The organism is Serratia sp. HMSC15F11 (assembly GCF_001808215.1).
GTDB classification, from domain to species: domain Bacteria; phylum Pseudomonadota; class Gammaproteobacteria; order Enterobacterales; family Enterobacteriaceae; genus Serratia; species Serratia nevei.
The window spans coordinates 1-14798 of the sequence record NZ_KV792467.1; the positions used below are offsets into that span (position 1 = coordinate 1).

The 14798-nt window shown below is 59.9% G+C and carries 13 protein-coding genes; 3 read left to right on the top strand and 10 right to left on the bottom strand.

Features of this window, described 5'->3' with window-relative positions:
* Window positions 1-70: 70 nt before the first annotated feature.
* From hemG to HMPREF3138_RS14920, 5 genes are all read right to left on the bottom strand, one after another.
* Window positions 71-604 carry a menaquinone-dependent protoporphyrinogen IX dehydrogenase gene (hemG, locus tag HMPREF3138_RS14900; protein WP_038874199.1) on the bottom strand — a complete coding sequence of 178 codons (534 nt, stop codon included), beginning with the start codon at window positions 602-604 and terminating at the stop codon, window positions 71-73.
* 21 nt (window positions 605-625) lie between these two features.
* Window positions 626-2077, bottom strand: a complete 1452-nt coding sequence (trkH, locus tag HMPREF3138_RS14905) for a Trk system potassium transporter TrkH (RefSeq protein ID WP_004934492.1) — start codon at window positions 2075-2077, stop codon at window positions 626-628.
* Window positions 2078-2112: 35 nt separating this feature from the next.
* Window positions 2113-2727: an IMPACT family protein gene (locus tag HMPREF3138_RS14910; RefSeq protein WP_038874197.1), complete on the bottom strand. Its 615-nt coding sequence runs from the start codon at window positions 2725-2727 to the stop codon at window positions 2113-2115.
* Complete coding sequence (gene pepQ / locus HMPREF3138_RS14915; protein ID WP_038874195.1) at window positions 2727-4058, bottom strand: Xaa-Pro dipeptidase; 1332 nt, start codon at window positions 4056-4058, stop codon at window positions 2727-2729. The genes HMPREF3138_RS14910 and pepQ overlap by 1 nt, the downstream gene beginning before the upstream one ends.
* Window positions 4059-4170: 112 nt before the next feature.
* Entirely contained in the window at window positions 4171-5367 is a 1197-nt protein-coding gene (locus tag HMPREF3138_RS14920; RefSeq protein WP_038874193.1) for an MFS transporter, read from the bottom strand.
* A 233-nt stretch (window positions 5368-5600) separates the two neighbouring features.
* On the opposite strand from HMPREF3138_RS14920, the gene fadB reads away from it, so the two are divergent.
* Both fadB and fadA read left to right on the top strand, forming a co-directional pair.
* On the top strand, window positions 5601-7790 hold the full coding sequence (gene fadB, locus HMPREF3138_RS14925; protein ID WP_038874192.1) for a fatty acid oxidation complex subunit alpha FadB: 2190 nt from the start codon (window positions 5601-5603) through the stop codon (window positions 7788-7790).
* A gap of 10 nt (window positions 7791-7800) precedes the next feature.
* Window positions 7801-8964, top strand: coding sequence for an acetyl-CoA C-acyltransferase FadA (gene fadA, locus HMPREF3138_RS14930; RefSeq protein WP_070559142.1), 1164 nt, complete (start codon window positions 7801-7803; stop codon window positions 8962-8964).
* Window positions 8965-9136: 172 nt separating this feature from the next.
* Here the strand turns inward: fadA and fre are convergent, their stop codons facing one another.
* The 3 genes from fre to pepE form a co-directional block, all read right to left on the bottom strand.
* Window positions 9137-9838, bottom strand: a complete 702-nt coding sequence (fre, locus tag HMPREF3138_RS14935; RefSeq protein ID WP_038874189.1) for an NAD(P)H-flavin reductase — start codon at window positions 9836-9838, stop codon at window positions 9137-9139.
* A 50-nt stretch (window positions 9839-9888) separates the two neighbouring features.
* Window positions 9889-11385, bottom strand: a complete 1497-nt coding sequence (gene ubiD / locus HMPREF3138_RS14940) for a 4-hydroxy-3-polyprenylbenzoate decarboxylase (RefSeq protein WP_048232423.1) — start codon at window positions 11383-11385, stop codon at window positions 9889-9891.
* An 86-nt stretch (window positions 11386-11471) separates the two neighbouring features.
* On the bottom strand, window positions 11472-12197 hold the full coding sequence (gene pepE, locus HMPREF3138_RS14945; protein WP_038874185.1) for a dipeptidase PepE: 726 nt from the start codon (window positions 12195-12197) through the stop codon (window positions 11472-11474).
* 246 nt (window positions 12198-12443) lie between these two features.
* On the opposite strand from pepE, the gene rfaH reads away from it, so the two are divergent.
* Entirely contained in the window at window positions 12444-12932 is a 489-nt protein-coding gene (gene rfaH / locus HMPREF3138_RS14950; protein ID WP_004934466.1) for a transcription/translation regulatory transformer protein RfaH, read from the top strand.
* Between the two features lie 45 nt (window positions 12933-12977).
* On the opposite strand, the gene hemB is transcribed toward rfaH, so the two are convergent.
* Both hemB and tatD read right to left on the bottom strand, forming a co-directional pair.
* On the bottom strand, window positions 12978-14000 hold the full coding sequence (gene hemB / locus HMPREF3138_RS14955) for a porphobilinogen synthase (protein ID WP_033636707.1): 1023 nt from the start codon (window positions 13998-14000) through the stop codon (window positions 12978-12980).
* Between the two features lie 14 nt (window positions 14001-14014).
* Window positions 14015-14797 (bottom strand): 3'-5' ssDNA/RNA exonuclease TatD, encoded by a 783-nt coding sequence (tatD, locus tag HMPREF3138_RS14960; protein WP_038874208.1) that lies wholly within the window; start codon window positions 14795-14797, stop codon window positions 14015-14017.
* Between the last annotated feature and the right edge of the window lies 1 nt (window position 14798).

A 14798-nucleotide genomic window follows, 5' to 3' on the forward strand; every position in this document is an offset into this window, starting at 1 on the left:
ACCCCTAATTGCAAAAAACTTTTCAAGCGCGGCTTTTTTCGGCAAAACGCTGGCCAAACCCGCATTTTTGTCACTTTTCGTACTGGATCTGGCTAAATTCCTGGGCGAAACGGTCGACCTGCTGCCAATCGGTGTACTCCACTTCCTTACTGGTATCCGTTTCACCGCCCGTCATACGCATAATAAATTGAATCATGATGCGGTCGAACCAGCGATAGTGCGGATAACGCAATGCGCCGGCAAACACCGCGCACTGTTTTGGCTGCCACGGCGAGGCCAGCAGGAACTTGCGAGTATAAGCGTTGGTTTGCGGCGAGCGCTTTTCCGGTTTACGCGCGGTCAGGTTCACGGCAAAGAACGCGCTCGGCATTCGATTCAGTTGCTCGGCATGACGCTTGACGAATTTATCCAGCGCCGGGTTAAAGTGCCCGTAACGGATAGAAGCGCCGATCATCACCTGCTGATACTGACTAAGATCGACCTGTTCCGCCTGCAGCAGATCGATCACCTCACAACGCAGCGTGTCCTGCAGCTTGCTTGCTATATAAGAAGCGATAGCGCGTGTTTGCCCGTCACGGCTCGAATAAAGTATCAATGCCTTCATGGCGTACTCCTTATATCAGACTCACTCACGCCAGAAGGTTGGCGTGAACAGCACCAGCAATGTGAACACTTCCAGGCGCCCGAACAGCATCGTCACCACCAGGATCCACTTGGCCGCCGCTGGCATCGTGGTGAAGTTATCCGCCACTACGCCCAGGCCGGGGCCGAGGTTATTGAGCGTTGCCGTCACTGCGGCGAACGCGGAAAAATCGTCAACGCCGGTGGCAATGATCGCCAGCATGCTGACGATAAACACCAGCGCATAGGCAGAGAAGAATCCCCATACCGCCTCCAGAATGCGTTCCGGTAGCGCACGGTTGCCCAATTTGATGGTATAGACCGCGTTGGGGTGCACTAACCTTTTCAACTCACGCGAGCCCTGCAGGTACAGAAGCAGGATACGAATCACCTTCAGGCCACCGCCGGTCGAGCCGGCGCAACCGCCGATGAACGCCGAGCACAGCAACAACATAGGCAGAAACAGCGGCCACTTGGCGATGCTGTCGGTCGTAAAACCGGCCGTGGTCGCCATCGATACCACCTGGAAGAACGCCTGATTGAGCGTTTCCATACCGCTCTTATAGACGCCATGCCCCCAGAGCACCAACGTGCATACCACCACCAACGTCAACTGGACGAAGATGAACATGCGGAATTCAGGATCGCGCCCATACACCTTCAGACTGCGGCCGCTTAGCAAAGCGAAGTGCAGGCCGTAGTTACAGCCGGAAATCAGCAGGAACACGGCGATGATGGTGTTGATGGTCGGACTGGCGTAATAACCGATACTGGCGTCGTGAGTAGAAAAACCGCCGATGGCGATGGTCGAGAAACTGTGGCCGATAGCGTCGAATACCGACATCCCGGCGCCCCAGAGCGCCAGCGCACAGGCAACGGTCAGCAATACATAGATTAGCCAGAGGGTTTTGGCGGTTTCGGCGATGCGTGGACGCATCTTGTTGTCTTTCAGCGGCCCGGGCATTTCCGCCCGATACAGCTGCATGCCGCCGACGCCGAGTATCGGCAGTATCGCCACCGCCAATACGATGATCCCCATACCGCCCATCCATTGCAGCATCTGGCGATAGAACAGAATGGCCTTCGGCAGCGAGTCCAATCCCACCAGCGTCGTCGCACCGGTGGTCGTCAATCCCGAGAAGGATTCAAAGAAGGCGTCGGTCAGTGACAAGTTGGGCCGTTCCGAAAACAGGAACGGCAATGCCCCCACGCTGCCCAGCACGGTCCAGAACAGCACGACGATCAGGAAGCCTTCCCGGGGCTTCAGCTCGTGTTTCTGTTTGCGGTTCGGCCACCACAGCATCAGGCCGATGGTCAGCGCCACGAAGAAGGTTTGGCTGAATGCACGCCCCGCCCCATCGCGGTAAATCAATGCCACCAGGCCGGGAATAAACATCGTCCCGGAGAACAGGATGACCAGCAGACCAACGATACGGGTTATGGCGCGAAAATGCATTTCAGCACGATCCTTAACAATTCAATTGGGAGGAATTATTGCGAAATGGGGGTTAATTGCAAATTACCGCGACTGAGATCACGCAATTTATTTCCAAACAGCTCGACCTCGGTGGCCGGCAACGCCAGGTGCAGTACGACGGCGGCGCCGTATTCGCCCTGTAGGATCCGACCTGCAGTTTGCTGCAGCAAGTTCTCCACCAACGCCAACTGCGCATAGTCGCACTGCAAGATATATTCGGCTTCCGGCACCTTTTGTGCCAACGCCAACTGCTTCAACGCCTGTTGAACACCGTTGCCATAGGCTTTCACCAGCCCGCCAGTGCCCAACTTGACGCCGCCGTAGTAACGAACGACCACGGCGGTCACTTCGCCGATACCGCTGCCCATCAGCTGCGCAAGGATCGGTTTGCCGGCGGTACCCGACGGTTCTCCGTCGTCGGAAAACCCCAGCTGCTGCGAGTCATCGGGGCTGCCGGCAACGAAAGCCCAACAGTGGTGCCGCGCCGCCGGATGTTCGTCGCGCACCTGCTGAATAAACGCCTTTGCCGCCGCTACCCCGCTGGTCGGCGCCAGCAGGGTGATAAAACAGCTCTTCTTTATTTCTTCGGTAAAGCTGGTTGCTTCCGCCGGTATCGGGTACGGCCGCATCAGGCCAGGTTCAGATCGCGCGTCATGTTCTCAATGCGCTTTTCGTGGATCACGATGTTGTCTTCGATACGGATGCCGCCATACGGCTTCAGCGCATCGATGCGATCCCAGGCGAAGTGCTGCTTGAACTCACCGCTGCGCCACGGCGCCAACAGCGATTCGATGAAGTACAGACCCGGCTCGATGGTCAACACCATGCCCGGCTGCAACACGCGGGTGCAACGCAGGAACGGATACTTGGACGGCGCCGCCAGATGGGTGCCTTGCTCGTCCTGCATAAAGCCGGCGGCATCGTGCACCTGCAGGCCCAACGGATGGCCCAGCCCGTGCGGCAGGAACGGCGTGGTGATGCCCGTTTCCACCATCGCCTCTTCGCTGAGGCCGTTCACCAACTTGTGATTCTTGAGCAGCTTGGCGATGCGCTGGTGCATCTGCACATGGTAGTCGGTATAGCGCACGCCGGTCTTGATGGTCTCGATCAGCGCCAGCTGTTCAGCGTTGAGATCTTTCACCAGGTGGGCGAACTCACTGCCGCTTTGCGCCGCGTAGGTGCGGGTCAGATCGGCGGCGTAGCCGTTATATTCTGCACCAGCGTCGATCAGGAAACTCAGGGATTCGGCCGGCGGCTGATGATCCAGCTTGGTGTAATGCAGTACCGAAGCGTGTTCATTCAGCGCCACGATGTTGTCGTAAGGCACATCGGTATCACGGTGGCCGGTCGCCGTCAGGTAGGCCAGGTTGATGTCGAACTCGCTCATGCCGGAGAGGAAGGCCTCATGCGCCGCACGATGGCCGGTTACCGCCGTTTTCTGCGCTTCGCGCATGCAGGCCAACTCATAGCCGGTTTTGATCGAACGGTGGAAATCCAGGTAGTTCAACACCGCTTTCGGGTTGATGTTCTCAGAAGGGATGCCGAGATCGCGGGCGCGCTGTTGCGCATAACCGATATAGCCGACACGCTCGCGCTGCGGCGGCAGCTGCTGGGCGATGGCGTCGGCGTTGGCCAGCGGCATCAATTCGAGGGACTTGGTCCAGAAACTGTCCGGCAGCGGCTCTACGCTGTGCCAATAGTCGACCGGAGAATAGAACCACAGCTTCGGCTTGTTGACGCCGTCGATCCACAGCCAACAGTTCGGCACCGACGTCACCGGCACCCAGGCTTTGAAATGCGCGTTCACTTTGAACGGATAGCTATGGTCGTCCAAAAATACCTTTTGCAGTTCCCCGGAGTGAATCAGCAGCGCATCCAACTTGTTGCGCTCCAGCACTTCACGTGCGCGTTTTTGCAACTCTGCCAGGTGGTCGTTATACAAAGAAGCCAGCGTTTCCATCACAGTACCCTTATGCCTTAGCACGAAAGAAGCCATCTTAACACAGCGCTCCTACGCACCAACCTCATCGCGTTGGGCATGCGGAGCAGCTCGCAATTCCCTGCAAATGCCGTTACATCCGCAGTTTAACCATTAACCAGCCGGCCAGGCCGAGCAACGCTATCGCCAGCGCCCACAGGCCATGGTGCTCCAACAACACCGCGCCAGCCGCGGCGACGCCCGCCAGACACTGCTGCAGAAAGCCGCACAGCGCCATCGCATAGGCACCGTACTCTTTGGCGTCGCTGACCGCCATCGCCATGCTGTTGGGAAACAACACCGCCTGGCCAAAAATGGTCAGGCAATACAGCGCGATGAACAGCACCATACCGGAAAGGCCGGCCAGAATTTCACTCCACCACAATATCAGGATCGCCACCGTCGCCAGAGCCACGATGCCGCTGCCGGTTTGCATCAGTTTTTTCCCGCCGACGCGCGCCACCGTACGGTTCACCGTCAACGCGCCGCTAAAGTAGGCGATGCCGATCACCAAGCCCAGCGCGCCGAACGCCGTGACGTTGAGACCAAAACCCTGTTGCATGACGAACGGGCTCACCTCCTGCAGCGTCACCGTGGTGGCGAAACCCAGCCCGCCGACGCAGGCCGGCCAAAAAAATCCCGGCCGCCGCAGGATGGCGAAGTAGGTAGCCGTCATCGCCGGGCGAGGCCCGCGATCGCGCCCCGCCTCCAGCGGCAGCGTCGCCATCAGCGCCAGAATGGCCAAACCGGTGGCTCCCATCAAGACGAAGCCCATCTGCCAGTGCGAATATTGGCTGAGCAGGCCGCCGACGAACTGACCGCCGCCCAGCGCGGTGATAAAAGCGATAGAGAGCACCGACAGCCGCCGCGCCAGCTCGTCACCGCTCCAGTTATCCCGCACGATGATACGTGCAATGATCGCCGCGCCACCGGCGCCCACACCCTGCAGCGCGCGCAGCGCCAGCAGCTGGGCGCCGTTGCTGCACAACGCCAACAGCCCGCTGCAGCCAATGAAAAGCAGCAGGGAAAGCGTCAGCGGCGCTCGGCGGCCAAAGCGATCGGCAGCCGCGCCCCAGAACAGCACCGGCAAGGCAGCGCCGATGACGAAGATCGAAATGGACAGCTCGGTGGCGCGCCGGCTCATTGCCAACTCGCGCATCACCGTCGGCAGCGAAGGCAGGTACACGGTCGTCGCCATCTGCGCCATAAACACCAACAGACACGCCAGCGTCATGGTTCTGGCGGGAATGCTCCATAAGCCGCTGCGTTTAACACAAGCCGCCTTATTCATGCTTAACCTCGTCTGAATGATAAATCGCTGCAGGCAAGTGTATGAGGGCCGACAAACTCCAGCAAATGCCGATAGCACATAAAATATAACTTCGTTTTAAATCAAAAAACTAACTTGGCGAGATGTGATCAGGCCAGCAAATATGCAATCTCTCATTTGCATATTTTTAACATAAAAACCACACTCCTCAACATCTGGTCATACCAGATCATACGCTGATTCAGGAGATAGACATGCTCTACCAAGGCGAAACATTACAACTGCACTGGCTCGATAACGGCATCGCCGAGCTGGTGTTCAACGCATCGGGCTCGGTCAACAAGCTGGACACCCGCACCGTCGCCAGCCTGGGCGAAGCGCTCACCGTGCTGGAAAACCAACCTGAACTGAAGGGGCTGCTGCTGCGCTCCTCCAAAGCCGCGTTTATCGTCGGCGCCGATATCACCGAATTCCTTTCTCTGTTCGCCGCACCGGCTGAAAAGCTGCAAGAGTGGCTGGTGTTCGCCAACAACGTCTTTAACCGGCTGGAAGATTTGCCTGTGCCGACCATTTCGGCCATTAACGGCTATGCGCTCGGCGGCGGTTGCGAATGCATTCTGGCGACCGATTTCCGCGTCGCCTCACCGGACGCGCGCATCGGCCTGCCGGAAACCAAATTGGGCATCATGCCGGGCTTCGGCGGTTCCGTCCGCCTGCCACGCCTGCTGGGTAACGACAGCGCGCTGGAAATCATCGCCGCCGGCAAAGACGTCAGCGCCAAAGACGCGTTGAAAGTCGGCCTGGTGGATGCGGTGGTGGCACCGGAAAAACTGGCCGAAGCGGCGCTGAAAATGCTGCAACAGGCGATCGACGGCAAGCTGGACTGGCGCGCCGTGCGTCAACCTAAGCTGGAGCCGCTGAAGCTCAGCCCGATTGAAGCCGCGATGAGCTTCACCACCGCCAAAGGCATGGTGCTGCAGACCGCCGGAAAACATTACCCGGCGCCGATGACCGCGGTGAAAACCATTGAAGCCGCCGCCAAGCTGGGCCGCGATGAAGCGCTGAAACTGGAAACCGCCAGCTTCGTGCCGTTGGCGCGCTCCAACGAAGCGCGCGCGCTGGTCGGCATCTTCCTTAACGACCAGTTCGTGAAGGGCCAGGCGAAAAAGCTGGCCAAGAATGTGGATGCGCCGAAACAGGCGGCGGTGCTGGGCGCTGGCATTATGGGCGGCGGCATCGCCTACCAATCGGCGCTGAAAGGCGTGCCGGTGATCATGAAAGACATCAGCGACAAGTCGCTGACGCTGGGCATGAGCGAAGCGGCCAAGCTGCTCAATAAGCAGCTGGAGCGCGGCAAGCTGGATGGCCTGAAAATGGCGCAGGTGCTGTCGACCATTCAGCCGACGCTGGACTACGCCGGCATCGAGCGCGCACAGGTGATCGTTGAAGCGGTCGTCGAGAATCCGAAGGTCAAAGCCGCCGTGCTGTCGGAAGTGGAAAACCTGATCGGTGAGGACACCGTTCTGGCGTCGAACACCTCGACCATTCCGATTAATCACCTGGCAAAATCGCTGAAGCGCCCGCAAAACTTCTGCGGCATGCACTTCTTTAACCCGGTACACCGCATGCCGCTGGTTGAAATCATCCGCGGCGAACAGACCAGCGATGACACCATCGCCAAAGTGGTGGCCTACGCCAGCCGCATGGGCAAAACGCCGATCGTGGTGAACGACTGCCCGGGCTTCTTCGTCAACCGCGTGCTGTTCCCGTATTTCGCCGGCTTCAGCCTGCTGCTGCGCGACGGCGCCGACTTCCGTCAGATCGATAAAGTGATGGAAAAACAGTTCGGCTGGCCGATGGGCCCGGCCTACCTGCTCGACGTCGTGGGCATCGACACCGCGCACCACGCGCAGGCGGTAATGGCCGCCGGCTTCCCGGATCGCATGAGCAAAGACTATCGCGACGCCATTGACGTGATGTTCGACAACCAGCGCTTCGGTCAGAAAAATCAGCTGGGCTTCTACCGCTACAGCCAGGACAGCAAAGGCAAACCGCGCAAGGACCACGACGAGCAGACCGATGTGCTGCTGGCCGAAGTGAGCCAACCGCGCCAGACCATCAGCGACGAAGAAATCATCGCGCGCATGATGATCCCGATGATCAACGAAGTGGTTCGCTGCCTGGAAGAGAAGATCGTCGCCAGCCCGGCGGAAGCCGATATGGCGTTGGTCTACGGCATCGGCTTCCCTCCGTTCCACGGCGGCGCGTTCCGCTACCTGGATACGCTCGGCACCGCCAACTACGTTGAGCTGGCCCAGCGTTACGCACACCTCGGCGCCCTGTATCAGGTGCCGGCCGGTCTGCGCGCCAAGGCCGAACGCAATGAAAGCTACTACCCGGTGGCGACACCGCTGTCCGACGTCGCTACCCGCCAACCGGCATGAGGTCATAAAGATGGAAAACGTAGTTATTGTTGATGCCGTACGCACGCCGATGGGCCGCTCCAAGGGCGGCGCCTTCCGCCAGGTGCGCGCCGAAGATCTCTCCGCTCACCTGATGCGTGAAGTGCTGAGCCGCAACCCGGCGCTGGACGCCGCCGAGATCGATGACATTTACTGGGGCTGCGTGCAGCAGACGCTGGAACAAGGCTTCAACATCGCCCGCAACGCCGCGCTGCTGGCCGAGATCCCGCACCGCGTACCGGCGGTGACCGTCAACCGCCTGTGCGGCTCTTCGATGCAGGCGCTGCACGACGCGGCGCGCGCCATCATGGTCGGCGACGCGCACGTCAGCCTGATCGGCGGCGTGGAACACATGGGCCATGTGCCGATGAACCACGGCGTGGATTTCCATCCGGGGCTGAGCCGCAGCGTGGCCAAAGCCGCCGGGATGATGGGGCTGACCGCCGAAATGCTGGCCAAGATGCACAACATCAGCCGCCAGATGCAGGATGAGTTCGCCGCCCGCTCCCACCAGCGCGCACATGCGGCGACGCTGGCCGGCTACTTTAAAAACGAGATCATACCGACCAACGGCCACGACGCCGATGGCGTGCTGACCCGTTACGATTTCGATGAAGTCATTCGCCCGGAAACCACCGTCGAAAGCCTGTCGGCCCTGCGTCCGACGTTCGATCCGGTCAACGGCACCGTCACCGCCGGCAGTTCTTCCGCCCTGTCGGACGGCGCTTCCGCCATGCTGCTGATGAGCGAATCGCGCGCCAAAGCGCTCGGTTTGAAGGCCCGCGCCCGCATCCGCTCGATGGCGGTCGTCGGCTGCGATCCTTCCATCATGGGTTACGGCCCGGTGCCGGCCAGCAAGCTGGCGCTGAAACGCGCCGGTCTGAGCGTGCAGGACATCGATCTGTTCGAGCTGAACGAGGCGTTCGCCGCCCAGTCGCTGCCGTGCATCAAGGATCTGGGGCTGATGGATAGCATCGACGACAAGATCAACCTGAACGGCGGCGCCATCGCGCTCGGCCACCCGCTGGGTTGTTCAGGCTCCCGCATCTCGACCACCCTGTTGAACAACATGGAACGTCGCGACGCGCAGTTCGGCCTGGCGACCATGTGCATCGGCCTGGGCCAGGGTATCGCCACCGTGTTTGAACGCGTTTAGCTGTGTCTATCTTGGGATGACCGCGTCACCACTTCAAATCGCGGCATCCCGCCAAGTTTAGTTGCCGTTCTTCCCGCCTGTCAGGGGCGGGTTTTTTATGCCTGAAGTTTGCCGGCGCCCAAATAAAAACGGGGCGACCCTCGGCCACCCCGTTCACTGCGCACCGCATCGGTCAGATAAACGAAAACGCGTCGCCGAACATATGCGCTTCCAGCGCGCCGCGCTCGGCGCAGAAACGCTCACGGGCGATTTTCGCCATCTCGAAACGCCCGGCGATGTAGATGTCATGCTCCGCCAGCGTGCCGAAATCCTGCAGCACCGCGCTGAGCACGGTGCCGCTGCGGCCGCGCCATTCGGCTTCCGGCTGCTCGACCACCGGGATCACCTTCAGATTCGGATGCTGCAACGACAGCGCTTCCAGCTCGCTCAAATCGTACAGGTGCTTCAGCTCACGCCCGCCCCAGTAGATCGAAATGTCGCGATCGGGCTGCTGCTCCAACGCGGTCAACAAGATTGAGCGCGCGTAAGAGAAGCCGGTGCCGCCGGCGATCAGCACCAGCGGACGGCGGCCCTCTTCCCGCAGCCAGGCGTCGCCGTGCGGCACGTCGACGGTGATCGCCTGCTCTTTCAGGATGCGATCCATCACCGCCATGGCGTACAGATTCAGCTCCGAAGCGCCGATGTGCAGCTCAATGTAATCTTGCTGCGTCGGGGTTGATGCCAGCGAGAACGGGCGCTTGTCGCGCTCGTCCATCACCACCATCAGATATTGCCCTGCCTTGAAAGAAAACGGCTGCTCGGGCACCAGACGTACCCGATAAACCGTATCGGTAATGGCCTCTACCGAGGTCACTTTACAGCTCAATATTGTCATGCGTTCCCTCTGTCGGGTCATCAATGCAAAGCTGAGAACAGGGCCTGACGCTACAGCGTCGGTTCCCTGCCACTGAAGATTGCGAGCTCATCCCAGATTTCGTCGACGCGCGCACGTACCTTTTCATCCATCTGAATCGGACGGCCCCATTCGCGATCGGTTTCACCCGGCCATTTATTGGTGGCGTCCAGCCCCATCTTCGAACCCAGACCGGAAACCGGCGAGGCGAAGTCCAGATAGTCGATCGGCGTATTCTCCACCAGAACGGTATCCCTTGCCGGATCCATTCGTGTGGTGATCGCCCAAATCACGTCGTTCCAGTCGCGCGCATTGACGTCGTCATCGCAGACGATAACAAATTTGGTGTACATAAACTGCCGCAGAAACGACCAGACGCCCATCATCACGCGTTTAGCGTGGCCGGCGTACTGTTTTTTCATGGTCACTACCGCCAGGCGGTACGAGCATCCTTCCGGCGGCAGATAGAAATCGACGATTTCCGGGAACTGTTTTTGCAGGATCGGCACGAACACTTCGTTCAGCGCCACGCCCAGGATCGCCGGCTCATCCGGCGGGCGGCCGGTGTAGGTCGAGTGGTAGATCGCGTTGCGGCGCTGGGTGATGTGGGTGACGGTGAACACCGGGAATTGGTCGATTTCATTGTAGTAACCGGTGTGGTCGCCGTAGGGGCCTTCCGGCGCCATTTCACCCGGCTCGATATAGCCTTCCAGCACGATTTCGGCGCTGGCGGGCACTTCCAGATCGTTGGAAAGGCACTTGACCACTTCAGTTTTATTGCCGCGCAGCAGCCCGGCAAAGGCATATTCAGACAGGGTATCCGGCACCGGCGTGACCGCACCGAGGATGGTGGCAGGATCGGCCCCCAGCGCTACCGCGACCGGGAAACGCTCGCCGGGGTGCGCCTGGCACCACTCCTGATAATCCAGCGCGCCGCCGCGATGCGACAGCCAGCGCATGATCACTTTGTTCTTGCCCAGCACCTGCTGGCGATAGATGCCGAGGTTTTGCCGTTCCTTATGCGGGCCGCGGGTCACCGTCAGCCCCCAGGTGATCAGCGGCGCGGCGTCTTCCGGCCAGCAGTGCATCACCGGAATACGGCCCAGATCAACATCCTCACCCTGCCATACCTGCTCCTGACAAGGCGCGGATCCCAGCACCTTGGTCGGCATGTTCAGCACCTGCTTGAACTTCGGCATTTTGTCGAACAGATCGCGGAAGCCTTTCGGCGGCTCCGGCTCTTTGAGGAACGCCAGCAGTTTGCCGACTTCGCGCAGCGCGCTGATGTCTTCCTGCCCCATGCCCATCGCCACGCGATTGGCGGTGCCGAACAGGTTGCACAGCACCGGCATGTCGTAGCCTTTCGGGTTTTCAAACAGCAATGCCGGGCCGCCCGCCCGCAGGGTGCGATCGGCAATCTCCGTCATTTCCAGGTAAGGATCGATCGGCTGGCTGATGCGTTTTAGTTCCCCTCTCTTCTCCAGCAACGAGAGGAAATCGCGTAAGTCACGGTATTTCATGCTGATCATTATAACGGCCAGTGGGGAGGGCATTATAAGCCCTCTTCACGGTTGTTGCTGCAATTTTGTTAACGCCGCCCGATGCGGGGTGGCTCTCAGCCGCAGTTGAACGGCACCAGCGTGGCCAACGCACGCGTATCCTGATATTCGCGCGTCTCCTCGCCGTGGCGGAACACCTTGAAGCCCTGCCCGTTAGCGCTGAAGTAACGCAGCGCATTGCCTTCAACGTGCAGCAGGCTGCCTTCACGCAGCGCCACCACCGATTCACTCGGGTTGATCGCGCAGAACTCCGCCAGGCGCTCGTCACGGGTTTCGCCCATGTGGCCGCTGATAGGCGCGTCGATGTAATGCGGGTTGATCTGCACCGGGAATAGCCCCAGCGCCGGCAGCACCACGCTGCAGCGCACCGGCATATCATTGGTGGTGCGAATGCTCGGCGTGGCCACGTTGCAACCGGCGCTCCAGCCGACGTAAGGCACCTCACGCTCGCGCACTGCGCGCTGGATGGGCACGATCAGGCCTTGCTCGTGCAGCATTTGGTTCAGCAACCAGGTATTGCCGCCGCTGACCAAAATGCACTCCGCCTGCGCGATCGCCGCCGCCGGCGAAGCGGCGTGATGGATACTGGTGACTTCGATGCCCAGCGTTTGCGCCAGCTCCTGCGCACGCTGGTCGTAGTCATAACGGATCAGGGCGTAAGGGATAAAGACGGCGGATTTGATGCCGCGACGCGCAATCATCGCCAGCAGTTGGCTTTTGGCGTACCCCAGCAGCTCGGCTTCGTCAGACAGTTTGCCGTTGCTCAACAGAAACAGCTCCATTTCTTTCCCCCTCGGTCAAAAACGATGAATAGCGTCACAGCCGGTAGCGCAACGCCTTGCCATACTGTGACGGTAACAAATTTTCAGCCCTCTGTTATACCAGCGCCGTATCGATAAGTGTGTGACCCCTCGCTAATAGCCGCATATTCATAGAGATAGGTGATGTTACACGCTGAAACTTGCATCACTATGTATCCGGAATAGCTTTTGATATGCTTACCGGCTGGCAGAAAGGCATGTGAAATTATGGAATCCTGGTATCTACTTTATTGCAAACGCGGTCAGCTGTTGCGAGCGCAGGAACATCTGGAACGGCAGCAGGTAAACTGCCTCAGCCCGATCATCACGCTGGAAAAGATCGTGCGCGGCAAGCGCATCGCGGTCAGCGAACCCCTGTTTCCCAACTATCTGTTTGTGGAGTTCGACCCGGAGCGCATTCACACCACCACCATCAGCGCCACCCGCGGCGTCAGCCACTTCGTGCGTTTCGGCGCGTTGCCGAGCGTGATCCCGAGCAAGGTGATCGATGAGCTGCGCACGCACGCCAGCGAAACCTATGTCGATCCGGAAACCCCGCAGCCGGGGGACACCGTTCTGATCGTCGACGGCGTATTCGAAGGGCTGCAGGCGATCTACACCGAGCCGGACGGCGAGGCGCGTTCCATGTTGTTGCTGAACCTGATCAACAAACAGGTCAGTCAAAGCATCGACAACCGACAGTTCCAGAAGATGTAATGCAAAAGGCGCCCTCAGGCGCCTTTTTGTTGGCTCATTTGGCGCTTAACGACGCATCGCGTCGTCGTGCAGCCACTGGGCGACACGCTTGGCGAAGTAGGTCAACACACCGTCGGCGCCAGCGCGTTTGAAGCACATCAACGACTCCATCACCGCAGGTTGCTCTTGCAGCCAACCGTTCTGAATCGCCGCCATATGCATCGCGTACTCGCCGGACACCTGATAAGCGAAGGTTGGCACGCCGAAGGTATCCTTCACGCGGCGTACGACGTCGAGGTACGGCATGCCCGGTTTCACCATCACCATGTCCGCGCCTTCCTGCAGATCCTGTGCAATCTCCTGCAGCGCTTCGTCGCTGTTGGCCGGATCCATCTGATAGGTCTTCTTATTGCCGCCCTTCAGGTTGCCGCTGGAGCCCAGCGCATCGCGGAACGGGCCGTAGTAACAGGAAGCATACTTGGCGGAATATGCCATAATCTGGGTATTCACCAGGCCCTGCAATTCCAGACGATCGCGGATCGCCCCGATGCGGCCGTCCATCATGTCACTCGGCGCCACGATTTCCGCACCCGCTTCGGCATGGGACAGCGCCTGACGCACCAGGATGTCTTTGGTCACGTCGTTAATCACATAGCCCTGCTCATCGATGACCCCGTCCTGCCCATGCGTGGTGTAGGGATCGAGCGCTACGTCGGTCAGAATGCCCAACTCAGGCACCGCGTCTTTCAGCGCGCGCACCGTGCGCTGCACCAACCCTTCCGGGTTATAGGCTTCTTCCGCATGCAGCGATTTCAGGCCCGGCTCGATCACCGGGAACAGGGAGATCACCGGCACGCCGAGTTTGGCGATGGTTTCCGCTTCCTTGACCAGCAGATCGATCGTCATGCGCGATACGCCCGGCATCGAGGCCACTTCTTCCTGACGGTTGCTGCCTTCCATGACAAACACCGGATAAATCAGGTCGTTGACCGTCAGTTGGTTCTCGGCGACCAGGCGGCGGCTGAAGTCATGACGGCGCACGCGGCGCATACGGCGACCAGGAAAGGTACCCGGAAATGCATAGCTCATAGTTTTCTCCTAGCTCAAACCAGCCGGAATAGCCGGCGGGCGTTCTCATCGGTTTTTTGCCCCAGCCATTGCGGCTCTTCCTGTCGCCAGACGGCGACCTGATGCACGATATGGGGCAGGAAACAGGGTTCGTTGCGGCGAGATGCGGGTTTAGGTTGTAAATCCCGGGGCAACAGATAAGGGGCGTCCGTTTCCAGCAACAGACGCTCGGCCGGGATCTGCGGCAACAGGGCGCGCAATTCCAGGCCGCGCCGCTCGTCGCAGACCCAACCGGTAATCCCGATCGACAGGCCCAGCGACAGGCAGCTTGTTAATTCTTCGGCGGTGCCGGTGAAGCAGTGCACCACGGCCGCGGGCAGTTTATCCAACCACGGCGTCAGTAGCTCGGCAAAACGTGCGTGTGCGTCGCGGCAGTGGAGAAACACCGGCAGCGCCAACTCCGCCGCCAGCGCCAGCTGCGCGGTGAACGCCGCTTCCTGCTGTGCGGGCGTCGAGAAGTTGCGATTGAAATCCAGGCCGCATTCGCCGATCGCCGCCACTTCAGGGCACGCGGCCAACGCATAAATCTGCTCGGCGGTGTGTTCATCCCAACCGCTGGCATAGTGCGGATGCACGCCGGCGGTAGACCAACCGTAGCCCGCATGTTGCTGCGCCAGTTCGGCGGCCTCGCGGCTCTCCGCCAGATCGGTGCCGGTAATCAACATCCCCGTCACGCCCGCAACGCGGGCGCGTTCCACCACCGCCTGGCGGTCTTTGGCGAATTGGCTGCTGGTAAGATTAACGCCGATATCAAACATG

What these genes read in the sequence shown, in the direction of transcription:
- hemG (WP_038874199.1), bottom strand. Translation starts at nt 604, where the DNA reads ATGAAGGCATTGATACTTTATTCGAGCCGTGACGGGCAAACACGCGCT.
- trkH (WP_004934492.1), bottom strand. Translation starts at nt 2,077, where the DNA reads ATGCATTTTCGCGCCATAACCCGTATCGTTGGTCTGCTGGTCATCCTG.
- HMPREF3138_RS14910 (WP_038874197.1), bottom strand. Translation starts at nt 2,727, where the DNA reads ATGCGGCCGTACCCGATACCGGCGGAAGCAACCAGCTTTACCGAAGAA.
- pepQ (WP_038874195.1), bottom strand. Translation starts at nt 4,058, where the DNA reads ATGGAAACGCTGGCTTCTTTGTATAACGACCACCTGGCAGAGTTGCAA.
- HMPREF3138_RS14920 (WP_038874193.1), bottom strand. Translation starts at nt 5,367, where the DNA reads ATGAATAAGGCGGCTTGTGTTAAACGCAGCGGCTTATGGAGCATTCCC.
- fadB (WP_038874192.1), top strand. Translation starts at nt 5,601, where the DNA reads ATGCTCTACCAAGGCGAAACATTACAACTGCACTGGCTCGATAACGGC.
- fadA (WP_070559142.1), top strand. Translation starts at nt 7,801, where the DNA reads ATGGAAAACGTAGTTATTGTTGATGCCGTACGCACGCCGATGGGCCGC.
- fre (WP_038874189.1), bottom strand. Translation starts at nt 9,838, where the DNA reads ATGACAATATTGAGCTGTAAAGTGACCTCGGTAGAGGCCATTACCGAT.
- ubiD (WP_048232423.1), bottom strand. Translation starts at nt 11,385, where the DNA reads ATGATCAGCATGAAATACCGTGACTTACGCGATTTCCTCTCGTTGCTG.
- pepE (WP_038874185.1), bottom strand. Translation starts at nt 12,197, where the DNA reads ATGGAGCTGTTTCTGTTGAGCAACGGCAAACTGTCTGACGAAGCCGAG.
- rfaH (WP_004934466.1), top strand. Translation starts at nt 12,444, where the DNA reads ATGGAATCCTGGTATCTACTTTATTGCAAACGCGGTCAGCTGTTGCGA.
- hemB (WP_033636707.1), bottom strand. Translation starts at nt 14,000, where the DNA reads ATGAGCTATGCATTTCCGGGTACCTTTCCTGGTCGCCGTATGCGCCGC.
- tatD (WP_038874208.1), bottom strand. Translation starts at nt 14,797, where the DNA reads ATGTTTGATATCGGCGTTAATCTTACCAGCAGCCAATTCGCCAAAGAC.